Raw genomic sequence first — 14,566 nt, 5'->3', positions numbered from 1 at the left:
CCGTCACGCGGTGGACCCGTCACCGCAGTGTCTGCGTCAGCTCGCTCCGGCTCGCCGTGTGCACCACACGCCCGTACGCTCCGTTGACGATCGGCATGTACGGCGGGACGTGCCCGCACTCGACGTCGGCGATGATCGGGACGTTCAGGGAGCCGAGGGCGTCGAGGACCGCTTCGTTCTGGCTGAGGGACGGGCGGTCCGGTGCGGCGGTCCGGCCGACGAGGATCGCGTTCGCGCCGTCGAAGAAGCCGGCGAGCCGCATGCCGTGCAGCTGGCGACAGGTGGTGAACGCGTCGCTCTCGCAGACCTCCACGTACACGAGGAGTCCCTCGGGGGACCTTTCGCGGGCGAAGGCGGGGACGTCGAGATACCGCGTCCCGGCCAGGTTGCACAGCACGTCGACGCAGCCGCCGATCAGTCGGCCCTCGGCCACCACGTCGCCGTCGCCGTCCAGCCGCGTCCAGCCGCCCCGCGCGTCGAGCGTGTAGTCGCGTACGTCGGGGTGGAGGACGTAGTCGTCGAAGCCCACGGTCCGGTGGCGTCCGGGCGGGGTCTGCGCGAAGCGGTGGCCGGGTGGCGCGGCCACGACGTCCAGCCAGGACAGCAGCCCGTCCGGCACGCGGTAGGGCGTGTCCATGAGGTTGTTGCCGTGCAGGGTCGCCATGCCGGTGAGCAGCGTGAGGGGGGTCATCAGGGTCGACATGTCGGAGAAGCCGACGACCCACGTCGGTTCGGCGTCACGCAGCCGGTCCCAGTCGAGCAGCGGGATCAGGTCGATCGCGGTCTCCCCGCCCCACGGCGGCACGATCGCTTTGACGGCGGGATCGGTGAGCATCGACATCAGCTCGTCCGCACGCTCGGCGGCCGGGGCGCTGACGTGCCCGGAACCGTCCATGCACGCTCCGACGACGACCTCGTACCCCCGTGCCCGGATGTCGGAAAGGGCGACGTCGAGCCGTCCGCGCATCGCTTCCGGCACTCCGCTCGACGGAGCGGTCACACCGACACGGTCACCGGGACGCAGAGGTTTCGGAAAGCGCACTGACATGCGGGGATCTTGACATAGAGCGGCGTCCCCGCGACAGCGGGTTTCAGCGCGCCCAGGCCCGTACGGGACGCGTCCGACACGTGCGTTGAACTCCGGCCCCCGTCACCGGCGTTCGTACAGCGCCGCCACCGCCCTCGCCCGCTCGACCAGCCCCGCCCGCAACCACTCCGGCTCCAGCACCTCCGCACCAGGGGCGCTCTCCCACAGCGCCCACTCCGCGTGCCGCGGGTCCTGGAACACCACGGTCAGCCGCAGCCGGCCGTCCGCGTCGGTCCCCTCCTCGCTCACCACCAGAGCCGTGGCGATCAACCGGTCCCGGCGCGCCGGATCCACGCGCACCAGCACCTCCGTCGTGTCACCGCCCGTACGGAACCGCACCTCACGCTCCCGCCAGGCACGGTCCAGATCGACGGAGTCCGGGCGCCGTGCCGGTTCGTCGAGCTCCTCGGCCGCCAGCACCCGCGACAACCGGTACGTCCGGTCCTCCGTGCCGCGCTTGGCCAGCAGATAAGCCTGGTCCTTGACGGTGACCAGCCCGATCGGGTCCACGGTGCGCCACTTCGGGGGCTGGTTCACCGCCGCGTAGTGGATGCGCAGCCGGTGCCCGCCGAACACCGCCCGTCGCACCTGCGTGGCCACCGCGTCGGGCACCTCGTCACGGGCCACCGCCCGGGCCAGCAGATCCGTCTCCGGGTCGACCAGCAGCCGCTGCGCCGCACCCGCGGCGGTCTCCCGCAAGCCGTCGGGCAGCGCGTCGACCACCTTCAGCACGGCCGAGGCGAGCGCCGACCCCAGACCGAGCAGCTGCGCTCCGCGCCGCGATCCGGCGACGAGCAGGGCGAGCGCCTCGTCGTGGGTCAGACCGGTGAGCGCGGTCCGGAAGTCCGGAAGCAACGCGAAGCCGCCGTGCCGGCCGCGCTCCGCGTAGACCGGGACGCCCGCCGCGGACAGTGCCTCCATGTCCCGCAGCACCGTCCGGGTGGACACCTCCAGCTCGCGGGCGAGTGCCTCCGCTGTCATCCGGCCCCGTTGGCGGAGCAGGAGCACGAGGGACACCAGGCGGTCGGCTCGCATGGAAGGGACCTTAACGAAATACGTGACCGGAGATGTCATGTTTCCCTGCGAGGCTTCACCGCACGACGTCGGAGCAGTGCCAGCCCACACGTGGACGGACGGAGCAGATGCGGTGATGGAACGTGAAGCGGTCAACCCGGTGTCGTGGTCGGTCGACATGGGCTTCACCCAGGGGGAGCTCGTCTCCGGGCACTCCCGCACCCTCTACCTCTCCGGCCAGACCGCGATGAGCGAGGACGGCAAACCCCGGCACGACGGCGACATGGCGGCCCAACTGGCGCTCAGCGTCGACAACGTCGAGGCGGTGCTCGCCGAGGCGGGCATGTCGCTGGCGAACCTCGTCCGGCTGAACGTCTACACGACCGACGTCGACCTGCTGTTCCGGCACTACGGTGTCCTGGCGGGCCGTCTCGGCGCGGCCGGCGTCGCGCCGACCACGACCATGCTCGGCGTGACCCGCCTGGCAATCCCGGGCCAGATGGTCGAACTCGAGGGCACGGCAGTCGCGTAACGGAACCTGGACGGCTGGGCGGCTGGGCGGCTGGGCGGCTGGACGGCGGCGGACGGGAGTGAACTCCGTCCGCCGCCGCAGGCGTTGGTCAGTCGCGGGGGAGCACTCCCAGCAGCAGCGACGTCACGGCGAGCCGTAGCGCGTCCGGCAACTCCATGTGCAACACGCTCAGTTCGGGCTCCTCCGCGTAGGCGGCGAGCACACTGGGCGGCGGCGGGACGTACGTGTCGAGGGCGCCCGCCACGGCCAGGGCCATCAGGCAGAAGTTCTCCGCGGCGTCACCGATCTCGGGCACGTGGCCGCGCAGCAGCTCGGCCATGGTCGCGAGCCTCGCGATGGACGCCCGCTTGTGCCGCTTGACGACCTCGACCGAGACGTTGCGTTCGAGAACGCCGCCCTGCGCGCCGAACAGGTCGCACAGCACCGTGCGCTCCGCGAGCGACCGGCTGATCACCTCGGCCGCCTGGCGTGCCCGCACCTCCGGTCCCGCTCCCGCGTCGATCTCCTGGGCGAGCTCGTCCGCCAAGACCTCCAGCCAGCTGCCCAGGAAGTCGTCGAGCAGTTCCAGCAGCACCGCCTCGCGCGACTCGAAGTAGCGCAGGACGTTGGACTTGGCCAGGCCCACGCGCCGGCTGAGCTCGTTGAGGCTGACCTCGGCCACCGGCATCTCGTCGAGCATCGCGGCCGCCGTGTCCAGGATCGCCCGGCGGCGTATCGCCCGCTGCTCCTCGCTTCGCGCCCGCTTGAAGGTCATGCCCGCAGTCTAGCTTACAGACCATCGGTCTCTTGACATTGTACCGTCGGTCTCTTACGTTCGTTGCTAACAGACCAGCGGTTCCTTAAAGCTTCAGGGGTGCGTCATGAGTGAGAAGTGGGACGAGCGGAACATCCCCGGCCAACACGGCCGGGTGGCGATCGTGACCGGCGCCAACACCGGGCTGGGCTTCGAGACGGCGCGGATGCTCGCCGAGCGGGGCGCCACGGTGGTCCTGGCCGTCCGGGACGTCGAGAAGGGCAAGCAGGCCGCCGCCCGCATCAACGGCGACGTCGGCGTCCAGGCCCTCGACCTGGCCTCCCTCACCTCGATCCGGTCGGCGGCGGCCGAGCTGCGATCCCTGCACCCGCGCATCGACCTGCTGATCAACAACGCGGGCGTGATGTACCCGCCGAAGCGGACCACCGCCGACAGCTTCGAGCTGCAGTTCGGCACGAACCACCTGGGCCACTTCGCCCTCACCGGCCTGCTGCTCGACCGGCTCCTCGGCGTCCCCGGCTCCCGCGTCGTCACGGTCAGCAGCGCCGGCCACCGCATTCGCGCCGCCATCCACTTCGACGACCTGCACTGGGAGCGCTCGTACAGCCGCGTCGCCGCGTACGGCCAGTCGAAGCTGGCCAACCTGATGTTCACGTACGAACTCCAGCGCCGGCTCGCGCGGCACGGCACCACGGTCGCGGTGGCCGCGCACCCCGGCGTCTCCAACACCGAGCTGCTCCGCAACTCGCCCGCCGCGTTCCGCCTGCCGATCACCTGGCTCGCCCCGCTGATCACACAGAACGCCGCGATGGGCGCCCTGCCCACGGTGCGCGCCGCCACCGATGCCGACGTGCGCGGCGGCCAGTACTACGGCCCCGGCGGCTTCCAGGAGGTCCGCGGCCACCCGCAGCTGGTGCAGTCCAGCCGCGACTCCCACGACCGAGCCGTCCAGCAGCGCCTGTGGACCGTCTCCGAGGAACTCACGGGCGTGACGTTCCCCGTGTGACGGCACGGCCGGCCTCATCCCAGGCCCAGAACCTCCATCGTGTGCTCGGCCATCCGCCGCTCACCCAGGGCGTTCGGGTGGACGGGCACCAGGCTCGTGCCGAACAGCAGGGGCTCGATCCAGCGCGTGCCGAGGGGCGTGCACGCGTCGTGGCCGTCGGAGACGCGGGAGAAGTCGACGAAGACCGCGCCCGTCTCCTCGCTGGCGCGCTCGACCGCCGCGTTCAGGTGGGTCTGCACGTCACGCAGGTACGGCACGTCACCGGCGGCGATCGGCAGCTTCAGGTAGCACGACGGGTCGGCCTTCTCCGGGGTGATCCAGGGGTAACCCAGGACCGCCACCCGGGCGTTGGGCGCCTTGGCGCGTACGGCCCGCAGAGCGCTCTTCAGCGCCGGGTACGTGTTCTTCTCGATCTGGTCGGTGAAGGTCGTGCCGTACAGGTCCTTGCACGGGCTGCCCTTGCCCGCGGTGAGCAGCCCCGCGCTGCCGCAGGCTGTGATGGCGTTGATGAAGGTGCCGTTGTCGTTGCCGCCGATCGTCAGCGTCACCAGGTCGGTGTCCGCGCCGAGCGCGTTCACCTGCGGCGGGACGCCCAGGTACTGCGACGAGGTGAAGTCCTTGGTCTCGGCGGCGCCGCAGGTCACGTCCTTGAGGCGGGCGCCCGTCCGGTCCGCGATCACGTGCGGGTAGTTCGCCGTGGAGCGCAGGCACAGCAGGTTACTCGTGTCCACGGGCAGGACGCCGGAGCCGGCGCTGTAGCTGTCACCGAGGGCGACGTACCGGAGTGGGTCGGACGACGACGCCTGGGCCGTGCCGCCTGCGGTGACGCTCAGGGCGAGCACACCGGCCAGCGCGCATGATGCGGCCATGACATTGCGGCGCATGGCGGTACGGCGCGAGACATGCTTCTGCATGTGATCCCTTTCCGGAGGGAGGGCGGGGCTGCGGGTGCGGGGCTGCGGGTGCGGGGAAGGGCGCCTGACCGAGCGGTTACCGGCTGGTTCTACCGTCAAGTAATGTGCAGCCGCCCCGATCGGGAGTCAACATTGTTGACCGAACTTCTCGAAACGCACACGCAATCCGCGTCCGGCCGCTGTGAACGTGTGAACGCGCAGTCGCGAAGCGCACCGCCGCCTATCCTGACCCGCATGCTGCAGACCGGCTCCCGCGTGTCGACCCGCGAGTCCATCCACTCGGCCGCCGCCCAACTGTTCCGGACCAGGGGCTATTCACGGACCACCGTCCGCCGGATCGCCGCCGAGGCCGGCACGGACCCCGCCCTGGTGATCCGTCATTTCAAGAGCAAGGAACTGCTGTTCCTGGAGACGATGCACCTGACGCTCGACGTCGGACCGCTGCTCGACGTACCGCTGGAGCGCCTGGGCGAACGCCTCGCCGAACTCCTCCTCGACCTCGGCGGCTCGGCACGCGGCGTCTTCCTCGCGCTGGTTCACGGCAGCAACGAACCGCACATCCGCGACCGGCTGAGGGACACGCACGAGCACCTCTTCGTCGAGCCCCTGCGCCGCCGGCTGACCGGCCCGGACGCCGACCGCCGCGCGCGGACGGCGGCCGCCGTGGCGGGAGGGCTCCTCTACGCCCTGTGGGTGGCCGGGGACCAGGGCCTGCTCCGCATGGACCGCACGGAACTGGTGTCGCGGTACGGCACGCTGCTCCAGCAGGTGCTGACTCCCCGGGATTCCCCGGTTCCCCAGGTCCCCTGAACGGTCTGCTGCATCTCCCGGCAGCCGCCTTGAACGCCTTTTGCCGCCGCGCCGACCGGCAGCCGCGGCCGGGCGGCGCGCGCCGACCGCACATAGGGGCGGCGCCCGGCGCCTCCCGGCGACGACGGGCACCGCCACCGTCAGCACACGGGGGGCGTGGAGAACTCGGGTGCGTCCGGACCCGGGGGTCTGCGAGCATGCGTGGCCGTGAAGACCGACGTGCAGACCAACGACGTTGTCGTCCGCCGTGCGGCCGGCCCCGATGCCGCCGCCGTCGCCGAGGTGTGGCTGCGCTCCTTCACGGCGGCGCTGCCGGGCGTGCGCCGGGCGCACACGGACGACGAGGTGCGGGCCTGGATCCGCGAGGTGGTCGTACCCGCCCGGGAGACCTGGGTGGCGACGGTGGACGAGACGGTCGTCGCCATGATGGTGCTGGACGGCGAGGACCTGGACCAGCTCTACATCGACCCCGCCTGGCACGGCAGAGGCATCGGCGGACGCCTCGTGGACCTGGCGAAGGAGCGGAGCCCGTCAGGGCTGACGCTGTGGACGTTCCAGGTCAACGAAGCGGCGCGTCGCTTCTACGAGCGACATGGTTTCGTCGCGGAGGAGTGGACCGACGGCCGGTACAACGAGGAACGGGAGCCGGACGTCCGGTACGTGTGGCGCCCCGGCCGGCCGCGCCGCTGAGGTCAGCCGGGCAGCGCCGCTGTCAGGTCGACCTCGACCAACTGCCCGGAGAAACCCAGCTGGGTGACCCCCAACAGCGTGCTCGCGGTGGTGAACGCCGGTCCGATGACCGACGAGTTCAGGCTTCGCCAGGCGGCGCCGAGGACCGGCTCACCGGCGCAGACCACGTAGATCACCGATCGGACGACATGTTCCGGTCCGGCGCCCACCGCGTTCAGGGCCGCGAGGGCGTTGGCCGCGACCTGGTCGATCTGGGCGTCCAGATCACCCGGTCCGACGAGCTCCCCGGCCGGGTCGAGCGGCACCTGCCCCGCCAGGTAGGCCGTCCGCCCCGCCTCCACGACGGTGATGTGGTGGTACCCCGGCGTCGCGTGCAGCTGAGGCGGATTGATGCGTGTGATCGGGCCCGTCATGGGCGCGAGTATCCCGTCACGAACGCCCCCGGCGCACGCCGTTTTCCCGGCGCGCGTCACCCCCCCTCAGCACCCCGTCACGCCAGCAACAGCGGCATGTCCCAGTCGGCCGGTGTGCCGTCCACCGCGTACGAGTCCAGCGCGAGCGCGACACCGGCGGCGCCGTCCAGGTAGCCGGACACGTCGGAAGCGAACGGCACCTTCGTCATCGTGAACCGCAGTCCGAACGGCAGCGTCGGGTCGAAGGCGGACAGGAGTTCGGCGGCGATGTCGTCCCGCAGCCCGCTCAGCCGCGGATCCCGCCACTCCTCGTTGAGCCGGCCGAGCTGGTGCAGTGCCCCGGCCCAACCGTGGCACAGCGCATGGTCGTTGATTCCCCAGTCCGCCCGGGGGAGGGCGAGCAGCCGGTCCACCGAGGCGCGGGCGAGGTCCGAGAAGTCCGTCCGGCCGAGAGCCCGCCCGGCCAGTTGCAGCGCGCGGGACACCCCGGGAGCCCCGTAGCACCAGGCCGGCCACTTCGCGGCTCCGTCGTAGGCGGCGGATCCGCGCTGCCATTCGGCGAAGGACAGGTAGCCGGGCCAGAAGACGCCGTGCCGGTCCGCCACCGCCCAGGTCCGCAGCAGGTCGGCCGTCGCCTCCATCGCGTTCTGCTGCCCCGGCACCCGCACGCCGCGCTCCCACGCCAGGGCCAGCAGCGCGAGAGGCCCGGCGACGCCGTGCGACAGGCCGAGGTTGAGATGACCCCCGGGGAACGCCCGCTCCGCACCGATCCGGGGCGCGTCCAGAGCCCACCAGCGCGGCACCTGTGCGCCCTGATGCCGCACGGTGCCCAGCGACAGACGCACGAGGTGGTGGAGAACCGCCGTCAGCGCCTCCTCGCAGGTCTCCGCCCGGGCCAGCAGATAGCGGCCTACTCCGGTCAGTCCACGGACCACCTCGTAGTGCCCGATGGTCGGCAACGGCCGGTCCTCGACCGGCGGCAGAACGGTCCGTACGAGATCGCGCTGGTAGGCGTCGAACCGCTCCAGCGCGGAGACGTATCCGCCGGTGGTGCGGTGGGCGACCAGCACGGCGAACGCCAGCGCACCGGGCCCTTTGAAGATCCCGCTCGCGGCGGCGGCCCCGCCCGAGACGGCACGTGTGCCCGTCGTCAGGTACGCGTGAGCGCGCGGGACCTGCCGCGCCGCGTCCCGGGCGACCCCCGCGAAAGCGAGCGCCAGTCCGGGACTGCCGCTGCCCAGCGTCAGCTCGGCCCAGACCGGCTCCGCGCGCCCGTCGTCCGCGGCCTCGGCCGGGATGCGCGTGGCCGCCGTCGTGGCGGCCGGGTCTGACAGCCGGTCCAGGATCTCGGCGGACACGGCACCGGCTCGCTCCCTCAGCCCCTGGGCGGTGCTGCGGCTCGCCGTCCCCCGAGTGCCACCGCTCCCGGCCACGTCCGTCGCACCGCTCATCGACCGCTCCCGTTGCCGTCCGCGTCCGCGCCGCCGTGCCGCCGCCGCCCGAGATGACTGCGTACCGCGCCCCGCAGCACCGCGTATCCCCGCGCCTCCGCCGACCGGTCGATGCCGAACCCGCGGTTGTGCCGCATGTGCAGCAGCGACAACAGCGCCTCGTCGCGGTCGGCCTCCGCTGCCGACAGGAGCAGCCGGCCGTACGCACGCGGCTCGGGCGACTCGGACCACAGTGCACCGAGCGCGGGCGCCCGTAGCGCTTCCGCAGCCGCCGCGACCACGCTCCCCGGCGTGATCAGCCGGTCGGCGAGGGCACGGTGCCGCTGGTAGACCTCGTGCTCCTCGGTCTTGGTGAACATCCGGTCGACCCAGCCGCACCAGTCCCAGTCCCCGAGCGACTCCAGAAGCACCGCGTGTCCGAGCCCGGCGAGCACGTCCGCGGGGAGAGCCCGCCCCGCGGCCCGCGCGGCACGCACCTGCACGATCGCCGACAGACTGTCCGTGCGGAAGAGACGCTCGGCGGCCTCCTGAAGGGCCTCCCCTCCGTACCGGTCGCTCTCGGGCCGGTAGGTGTCCACAGTCATCGAACGCAGGGCCCCGCTCTCGACGAGCCCGCGCGACGCACGGCTGAGCGCGGGCAGCACCCGGCCGTTCAAGGCCTCGCCGGCACCGTGGAAACGCAGCCGCAGATGCGGCTCGGGATCCTGGTACCGCACGAAGAACCAACGGTCGACGTCGTCCTCGATCTCGGCGAGCACGGCGGGAAGATGATCCGCGAGCAGGGCTTCGTGGGCCGACGGCTCCGCGTACCACTTGACGAACAGCCAGTCCTCGCCCGGCAGATGGAACCGGGTGGGAGCCCGCCTGACCGGAGGCGCGGACCGCGCCCGCTCCCCGCCCGTCGTCTGCGCCGCACCGCCGGAGGGCCGCGCCCCGGTGAGGGGCACCACGATCTCCGTGCTGTGACCGCCGTTCCAGCCGAGCCCCGCACCATCGGCCGTCATGTCCTCGTAGAGGACGAACCGAGGTTGTGGAGCGGTCAGTTCGGCGCGCAGGAGATCACGGTCCCAGTGGTCGCGCAGATCGACGGGGTACATCTGGTCGTTGCGCGCGATCTGAAGCCGGTCCGGCACGGCGAGACGCCGCCGCCATGCGTCGAGGCCCTGCTCCCACGCCTCGGCGCCCTTGGCACGTGCCGCGTCCCGCAGCCGGCGCCCCGGCAGCCACCGCTTCGGCATCGCCACCACCCGGCCGTACCGCACACGCGGCAGATACGGCAGGCTGTCGTGCCCGGCCCAGTCCCAGCCGGACCACACCCGCGGTCGCGCCGTCGCCAGATCCATCAGGAACCGGGCCACCGGCGGAGCCTGCGCGTCCAGGGCCAGCATGTGCGGCAGCACCGGCCGGACCGGGCGTCCGCTCTCCGGGTGCAGCAGTCGCAGGCCGTCCGAACCGGCGGCGACGAGCAGCGAGCGCCAGTCCAGACAGCGGGGGTCGTCCCGGTCGTCGGGCACGCCGACGGGAATCCGGTACGGCAGCAGCCGCGGCACCTGCACGATGTTGAGTCCGCGCGGCTCCCGGGGCAGCAACTCCACCTGCGCCGCCAGCACTTCGCCGTCGGAAGATCCGGATGTCCCGGCGGCCAGCCGGGTCAGCTCGGCGGTCAGGCCGGCGGCCTCCGCGAAGCGGCCCGCGGTGGCGCCGGCCGCCCAGGCGCCGATGTGCGGGCTGCCGAGCAGGCGGAAGTCGCCGCGGTCCAGGGCGCCGATGCTCTCGGCGAGCACCTGGAAGCAGAGTTCGAGACCGCGCGGCGGCGCGGCCTCCGGATCGTGCCGGGCGGCACCGGCCAGACGCCCTACGACCTCGTCGGTCAGCACCAGGTCGCCGCCGGACAGGACGGCCTCCTGGATCAACTCCCCGACCAGCGCACGACGCGGGGCGTCCGCCTCGTCGCCGGGCCCGCTGCGCGCGTACGCCGGCTCCGCGCCGTACTCGGGAGGCAGACCGAGGCCGCGGTGCGGGTCGGCCAGCTCGCCGAGCGGCACGGCGCAGGCGGTGCCGTACCGCTCGATGAAACGGTCGCGGTAGTCACGCATGTACGCGAGCGTCGTCCACTCCGGGGTGATCGCCCAGATCGCACCCGCGTACCGGCGCACCTCCTCACCGACCGCGTCCGGGACGACGAACTCGCCGGGGATGTGGAGGTCCACGTGCACAGGCGGTCTGGCGTACGTGTCGTCGCCCGTGCCGGGAACGTCCAGCCGCTGTATCTCGTCCAGCAGTTGACGCCAGGAGTCGCCGCCCAGGCCCGGGGCGTCCTGCTGATGCCGCGCACAGGCCGCCCGGATGTCCCGCAGCGCCCGCGCGTCGTCGGGCAGCGCTTCGTCGAGCACCGCCTCGATGCCGTCCAGCAGCGCGGCGTCGATGCGGTGCGGGGTGATCGAGGTGAGCAGAAAGCCGTGCCGGACGAGCTCGGCGAGCCGGCGGTCGAGCTGCCCGGCATCCAGCGACGGGAAACGCCCGGTGAGCGAGTCGAGCAGTTCGCCGTACGCCACCAGGCTCCGGGCCCGCTCGCGGACCGCGCCGACCAGCGCGTTGTCCCGCACCGACTGCTCCTGCCCGCCGGTACGCAGGTACAGCCGCCCGTCCCGCAGGACGCACAGGTCGTTGAGGACCACGTCCACGCGCCGGCGTACGGAGGGCTCGGCGAGCCAGGCCGACACCCGGCGCCGCAGCCACGCCCCGTCGAGCCGGACCGCGACCTCACCGGTCCCCGGCTCCGCCTTCGCCGCGGAACCGAAACGGGCCCTGCCCACACCCGCGAACAGACCGAACGGCGTCGGACGCGCGGCGGCCCGGCGGGCGTACCGCGTCAGGGTGCGCGCGGCGCTCAACGTCCGCTTCCGGCCCAGCGCGGCCACGCCCTCGTCGCTGGTCAGACGGTCCAGACTGTGCGCCAGGGTACCGCTGGCCACCCGGACCGCCTGACCGAGCAGGGGATCGGCGGCCAGTCGCCGTGCTCCGGGCACCGGATCGGTGGCATCGACGCCCGCGAGGGCGGTGCCGCGCGGCCGGCTCGCCATACGGACGAGCACGGGCTCCCGTACGTCGAATGCTGCCAACGCCTGATGGGGTACGGACTCCGCCGCCACGTGTGTGCTCTCCTCGCCGCCGTCGTACCGTCGTACCGTCGTACGGAAGAGCGGGGCGGTCCCAGCACCGCCCCGCCCGGAAGAGCCCCTGAGGGGCATCAGCCCGTCAGCAGCAGATGGGACAGCGCGTGCCGATCGCGTAGCTGCTCGGCGAGGTGTAGGTGCCCTGCCCGAAGGACTCGGTCTGCTCCGGAAGGTCGGAGACACGGAGGTCCAGGTCGAGGTCCAGCTCGGGGGCGTCCTGGGACAGAACGATCTCGGTACGCATGCTTCTCCCTTGGGTGTTGGGGTGCACGGACTCGAACGCGCCGGGCCGCGGTGGCGGCCCGGACATGCGTATCCTTCGCGCCCCGCCGGGACAGCTGGTAGATGAATTCACGCCATTGATCACGGCATGGCGAGCGGTCCGGCGGCGCTCCCGTCTGCGACCGCGGCCCGCTGCCCGGCTTCGAAGGCGGCCGGTTCCCGTCGCCCGTACCTTCCAGCCGGGGCATGCCCGCGTGGGCCGGAGGCCGCCCGGGCTCCGCCGCGCGGCGTCCCGACGGCGCCGCTCCCGACGAGGTGAATGGCGATTCACTGCTAAGGTGAATCGTCATTCACCAAGAAAATCACCGTCCAGGTCTGCCGCTGGAGAGCCCATGGCGTCGCCCGCCCCGACATCCCGTCCGCCCCGCGACAGCACCGGCCTCCGGGCCCGGCTCACCATCCCGGTCCTGACCTACTGCGGCATCCTCATGGCGGTCATGCAGACCGTCGTCGTGCCGTTGCTTCCCGACCTGCCGCGTCTGACCGGCGCCTCGGCGTCCACCGTCTCCTGGATGGTGACCGCGTCCCTGCTCGCCGGCGCCGTCCTCACCCCCGTGCTGGGCCGCGCCGGCGACATGTACGGCAAACGCCGTGTGCTGCTGCTGTCCCTCGCCCTCATGACCGCCGGCTCGGTGATCTGCGCCCTCACCGCCGACATCGCGCTGCTGATCACCGCACGCGCGCTCCAGGGCGCCGCCGTCTCCGTCGTACCCCTGTCGATCAGCATCCTGCGCGACGAGCTCCCCCCGGAACGCCGTAACGGCGCCATCGCGCTGATGAGCTCCACCGTCGGCATCGGCGCCGCCCTCGGCCTGCCCGCCGCGGCCCTGATCATCCAGTACGCGAACTGGCACGCCATGTTCTGGGTCACCGCCGGCCTCGGCACCGCCGGCGTCCTGCTGATCCGCTGGGCCGTGCCCGAGTCACCGGTGCGCGAGAGCGGCCGCTTCGACGTCACCGGCGCCCTCGGGCTGGCCGCCGGCCTGGTCTGCCTGCTCCTCGCCGTGTCCCAGGGCGGCGAGTGGGGCTGGGGGAGCGCCCCGATCCTCGGCCTCCTCGCCGGAGCCGTCCTCGTCCTCGCCCTCTGGTGGCGCCATCAACTGGGCGCCAAGCGCCCGCTGGTGGACCTGCGGCTGGTCTCCCGGCCCCGCGTCGGCCTCTCCCACGTGGCCGCCCTCCTGACCGGCTTCGCCTTCTACGCCAACACCCTCGTCACCGCGCAGCTCGTGCAGGCCCCTGAGGCCAGCGGCTACGGGCTCGGCCTGTCCATCGTCCAGACCGGCCTGGTGCTGCTGCCGAGCGGCGTCGTCATGCTGCTGCTGTCCCCGGTCTCCGCCCGCATCTCGGCCGCGCGCGGACCGAGGATCACCCTCGCCCTGGGCGCCGCCGTCATCGCCGCCGGCTACGGCGTGCGCATCGCCGACAGCCGCTCCCTGGTCATGATCATGGTCGGCGCCACGGTCGTGTCCATCGGCACCACCCTCGCCTACTCGGCGCTCCCCGCCCTGATCCTGCGCGCCGTCCCCGCCACGCAGACCGCCTCCGCCAACGGCGTCAACGTCCTGATGCGCACCGTCGGACAGGCCGTCTCCAGCGCCGCCGTCGCCGCCGTCCTGGTGCACCACACCAGCCTCGTCGGCGGGCTCCCGCTGCCGACCCTCCACGGCTACCTCGTGGCCTTCTCCGTCGCCGCCACCGTCGCCCTCGCGGGCAGCGTCGTGGCCCTGCTGATACCCGGCGACCCGGCCCCCGAGAACGAGCCCACCCGCACGGAAGGCGTCCGGTCCGTCGCCGACGGCACCGCCATGGAGGACGCGTGAGCACCGAGAACCCGCCGCCCGGCGAGGCGCCCCGTCCCGCACGACGGGACGCCGAGGCGACCAAGGCGGCCATCCTGCGGGCCGCCCGCCACTTCCTCGCCCGCCAGGCGCACGCCGACATCACCCTCAAGGCGGTCGCCGAGCGCGCCGGGGTCAGCCCGCCGCTGATCCTGAAGTACTTCGGCAACAAGGACGCCGTCTTCGCCCGTGTGATGTCCTTCGAGGAGGACGCCGAGGCCCTCCTCGACGCGCCGCTGGAGGATTTGGGCCGGCACATGGTCCGGCACGTCCTGGTCAGCCAGCGCGAGCACGGCTCCGACCCGCTGCTGCGGATCGCCTTCGCACCGCTCCAGGGCGACCACGGCGACATCCTGCGCGCCAACTTCCGCGCCCAGGTCACCACGCGGCTCGCCGCCCGCCTCCCCGGCCCCGACGCGGGCCTGCGCGCGGAACTGGCGCTGGCCGCGCTCCTCGGGCTGGGCGTGATGTTCGGCATCGCCCGCGGAACGGACGTGCGGTCGACCCCTGTCGAGGAGACGGTGGAACGGTACGGCCCACTGGTCCAGGCGCAGTTGATCCCGCGGGCATGAACCTACGTGGGTGATGCAGCGGTCCCA

General features: G+C 72.5%; 14 protein-coding genes. 6 read left to right on the top strand and 8 right to left on the bottom strand.

Annotation, left to right across the window (positions count from 1 at the left end):
- Positions 1-19: 19 nt before the first annotated feature.
- Together ACFOSY_RS05220 and ACFOSY_RS05215 are read right to left on the bottom strand one after the other, a co-directional pair.
- A complete protein-coding gene (locus ACFOSY_RS05220; RefSeq protein ID WP_394305524.1) occupies positions 20-1,048 on the bottom strand; it encodes a S66 family peptidase in 1,029 nt (342 codons plus the stop codon).
- Positions 1,049-1,150: 102 nt separating this feature from the next.
- Positions 1,151-2,122, bottom strand: a complete 972-nt coding sequence (locus ACFOSY_RS05215) for a helix-turn-helix transcriptional regulator (protein WP_394305523.1) — start codon at positions 2,120-2,122, stop codon at positions 1,151-1,153.
- 115 nt (positions 2,123-2,237) lie between these two features.
- Between ACFOSY_RS05215 and ACFOSY_RS05210 the strand changes: the two genes are divergently transcribed.
- Positions 2,238-2,633: a RidA family protein gene (locus tag ACFOSY_RS05210; protein ID WP_394305522.1), complete on the top strand. Its 396-nt coding sequence runs from the start codon at positions 2,238-2,240 to the stop codon at positions 2,631-2,633.
- Between the two features lie 88 nt (positions 2,634-2,721).
- Here the strand turns inward: ACFOSY_RS05210 and ACFOSY_RS05205 are convergent, their stop codons facing one another.
- Positions 2,722-3,387, bottom strand: coding sequence for a TetR/AcrR family transcriptional regulator (locus tag ACFOSY_RS05205; protein WP_394305521.1), 666 nt, complete (start codon positions 3,385-3,387; stop codon positions 2,722-2,724).
- Between the two features lie 106 nt (positions 3,388-3,493).
- On the opposite strand from ACFOSY_RS05205, the gene ACFOSY_RS05200 reads away from it, so the two are divergent.
- The gene (locus tag ACFOSY_RS05200) at positions 3,494-4,393 is read left to right on the top strand and encodes an SDR family NAD(P)-dependent oxidoreductase (protein WP_394305520.1); all 900 of its coding nucleotides are present in this window, start codon (positions 3,494-3,496) and stop codon (positions 4,391-4,393) included.
- A gap of 14 nt (positions 4,394-4,407) precedes the next feature.
- Here ACFOSY_RS05200 and ACFOSY_RS05195 read toward each other — a convergent pair whose 3' ends face one another.
- Positions 4,408-5,307 (bottom strand): SGNH/GDSL hydrolase family protein, encoded by a 900-nt coding sequence (locus ACFOSY_RS05195; RefSeq protein WP_394305519.1) that lies wholly within the window; start codon positions 5,305-5,307, stop codon positions 4,408-4,410.
- 234 nt (positions 5,308-5,541) lie between these two features.
- Here ACFOSY_RS05195 and ACFOSY_RS05190 point away from each other — a divergent pair, with 234 nt between their 5' ends.
- Together ACFOSY_RS05190 and ACFOSY_RS05185 are read left to right on the top strand one after the other, a co-directional pair.
- Positions 5,542-6,117 (top strand): TetR/AcrR family transcriptional regulator, encoded by a 576-nt coding sequence (locus ACFOSY_RS05190; protein WP_394305518.1) that lies wholly within the window; start codon positions 5,542-5,544, stop codon positions 6,115-6,117.
- A 207-nt stretch (positions 6,118-6,324) separates the two neighbouring features.
- A complete protein-coding gene (locus ACFOSY_RS05185) occupies positions 6,325-6,807 on the top strand; it encodes a GNAT family N-acetyltransferase (protein ID WP_394305517.1) in 483 nt (160 codons plus the stop codon).
- A 2-nt stretch (positions 6,808-6,809) separates the two neighbouring features.
- On the opposite strand, the gene ACFOSY_RS05180 is transcribed toward ACFOSY_RS05185, so the two are convergent.
- The 4 genes from ACFOSY_RS05180 to lanA all read right to left on the bottom strand — a co-directional run bounded on the left by ACFOSY_RS05180 (position 6,810) and on the right by lanA (position 12,091).
- Positions 6,810-7,220: a RidA family protein gene (locus tag ACFOSY_RS05180; protein ID WP_394305516.1), complete on the bottom strand. Its 411-nt coding sequence runs from the start codon at positions 7,218-7,220 to the stop codon at positions 6,810-6,812.
- Between the two features lie 77 nt (positions 7,221-7,297).
- On the bottom strand, positions 7,298-8,671 hold the full coding sequence (locus ACFOSY_RS05175; protein ID WP_394305515.1) for a lanthionine synthetase C family protein: 1,374 nt from the start codon (positions 8,669-8,671) through the stop codon (positions 7,298-7,300).
- Positions 8,668-11,823, bottom strand: a complete 3,156-nt coding sequence (locus ACFOSY_RS05170; RefSeq protein ID WP_394305514.1) for a lantibiotic dehydratase — start codon at positions 11,821-11,823, stop codon at positions 8,668-8,670. The genes ACFOSY_RS05175 and ACFOSY_RS05170 overlap by 4 nt, the downstream gene beginning before the upstream one ends.
- Before the next feature lie 106 nt (positions 11,824-11,929).
- Positions 11,930-12,091 carry an SCO0268 family class II lanthipeptide gene (lanA, locus tag ACFOSY_RS05165; RefSeq protein ID WP_394305513.1) on the bottom strand — a complete coding sequence of 54 codons (162 nt, stop codon included), beginning with the start codon at positions 12,089-12,091 and terminating at the stop codon, positions 11,930-11,932.
- Between the two features lie 370 nt (positions 12,092-12,461).
- Here lanA and ACFOSY_RS05160 point away from each other — a divergent pair, with 370 nt between their 5' ends.
- Both ACFOSY_RS05160 and ACFOSY_RS05155 read left to right on the top strand, forming a co-directional pair.
- A complete protein-coding gene (locus ACFOSY_RS05160; protein WP_394305512.1) occupies positions 12,462-13,949 on the top strand; it encodes an MFS transporter in 1,488 nt (495 codons plus the stop codon).
- Positions 13,946-14,539 (top strand): TetR/AcrR family transcriptional regulator, encoded by a 594-nt coding sequence (locus ACFOSY_RS05155; protein ID WP_394305511.1) that lies wholly within the window; start codon positions 13,946-13,948, stop codon positions 14,537-14,539. The genes ACFOSY_RS05160 and ACFOSY_RS05155 overlap by 4 nt, the downstream gene beginning before the upstream one ends.
- Positions 14,540-14,566: the final 27 nt, after the last annotated feature.

Origin of the sequence: Streptomyces lusitanus, assembly GCF_042647945.1 — a bacterium.
GTDB lineage: Bacteria > Actinomycetota > Actinomycetes > Streptomycetales > Streptomycetaceae > Streptomyces > Streptomyces pseudogriseolus.
This window is presented reverse-complemented; position numbering and strand designations above follow the sequence as displayed.

What these genes read in the sequence shown, in the direction of transcription:
- ACFOSY_RS05210 (WP_394305522.1), top strand. Translation starts at nt 2,238, where the DNA reads ATGGAACGTGAAGCGGTCAACCCGGTGTCGTGGTCGGTCGACATGGGC.
- ACFOSY_RS05215 (WP_394305523.1), bottom strand. Translation starts at nt 2,122, where the DNA reads ATGCGAGCCGACCGCCTGGTGTCCCTCGTGCTCCTGCTCCGCCAACGG.
- ACFOSY_RS05200 (WP_394305520.1), top strand. Translation starts at nt 3,494, where the DNA reads ATGAGTGAGAAGTGGGACGAGCGGAACATCCCCGGCCAACACGGCCGG.
- ACFOSY_RS05190 (WP_394305518.1), top strand. Translation starts at nt 5,542, where the DNA reads ATGCTGCAGACCGGCTCCCGCGTGTCGACCCGCGAGTCCATCCACTCG.
- ACFOSY_RS05180 (WP_394305516.1), bottom strand. Translation starts at nt 7,220, where the DNA reads ATGACGGGCCCGATCACACGCATCAATCCGCCTCAGCTGCACGCGACG.
- ACFOSY_RS05175 (WP_394305515.1), bottom strand. Translation starts at nt 8,671, where the DNA reads ATGAGCGGTGCGACGGACGTGGCCGGGAGCGGTGGCACTCGGGGGACG.
- ACFOSY_RS05195 (WP_394305519.1), bottom strand. Translation starts at nt 5,307, where the DNA reads ATGCAGAAGCATGTCTCGCGCCGTACCGCCATGCGCCGCAATGTCATG.
- ACFOSY_RS05220 (WP_394305524.1), bottom strand. Translation starts at nt 1,048, where the DNA reads ATGTCAGTGCGCTTTCCGAAACCTCTGCGTCCCGGTGACCGTGTCGGT.
- lanA (WP_394305513.1), bottom strand. Translation starts at nt 12,091, where the DNA reads ATGCGTACCGAGATCGTTCTGTCCCAGGACGCCCCCGAGCTGGACCTC.
- ACFOSY_RS05205 (WP_394305521.1), bottom strand. Translation starts at nt 3,387, where the DNA reads ATGACCTTCAAGCGGGCGCGAAGCGAGGAGCAGCGGGCGATACGCCGC.
- ACFOSY_RS05160 (WP_394305512.1), top strand. Translation starts at nt 12,462, where the DNA reads ATGGCGTCGCCCGCCCCGACATCCCGTCCGCCCCGCGACAGCACCGGC.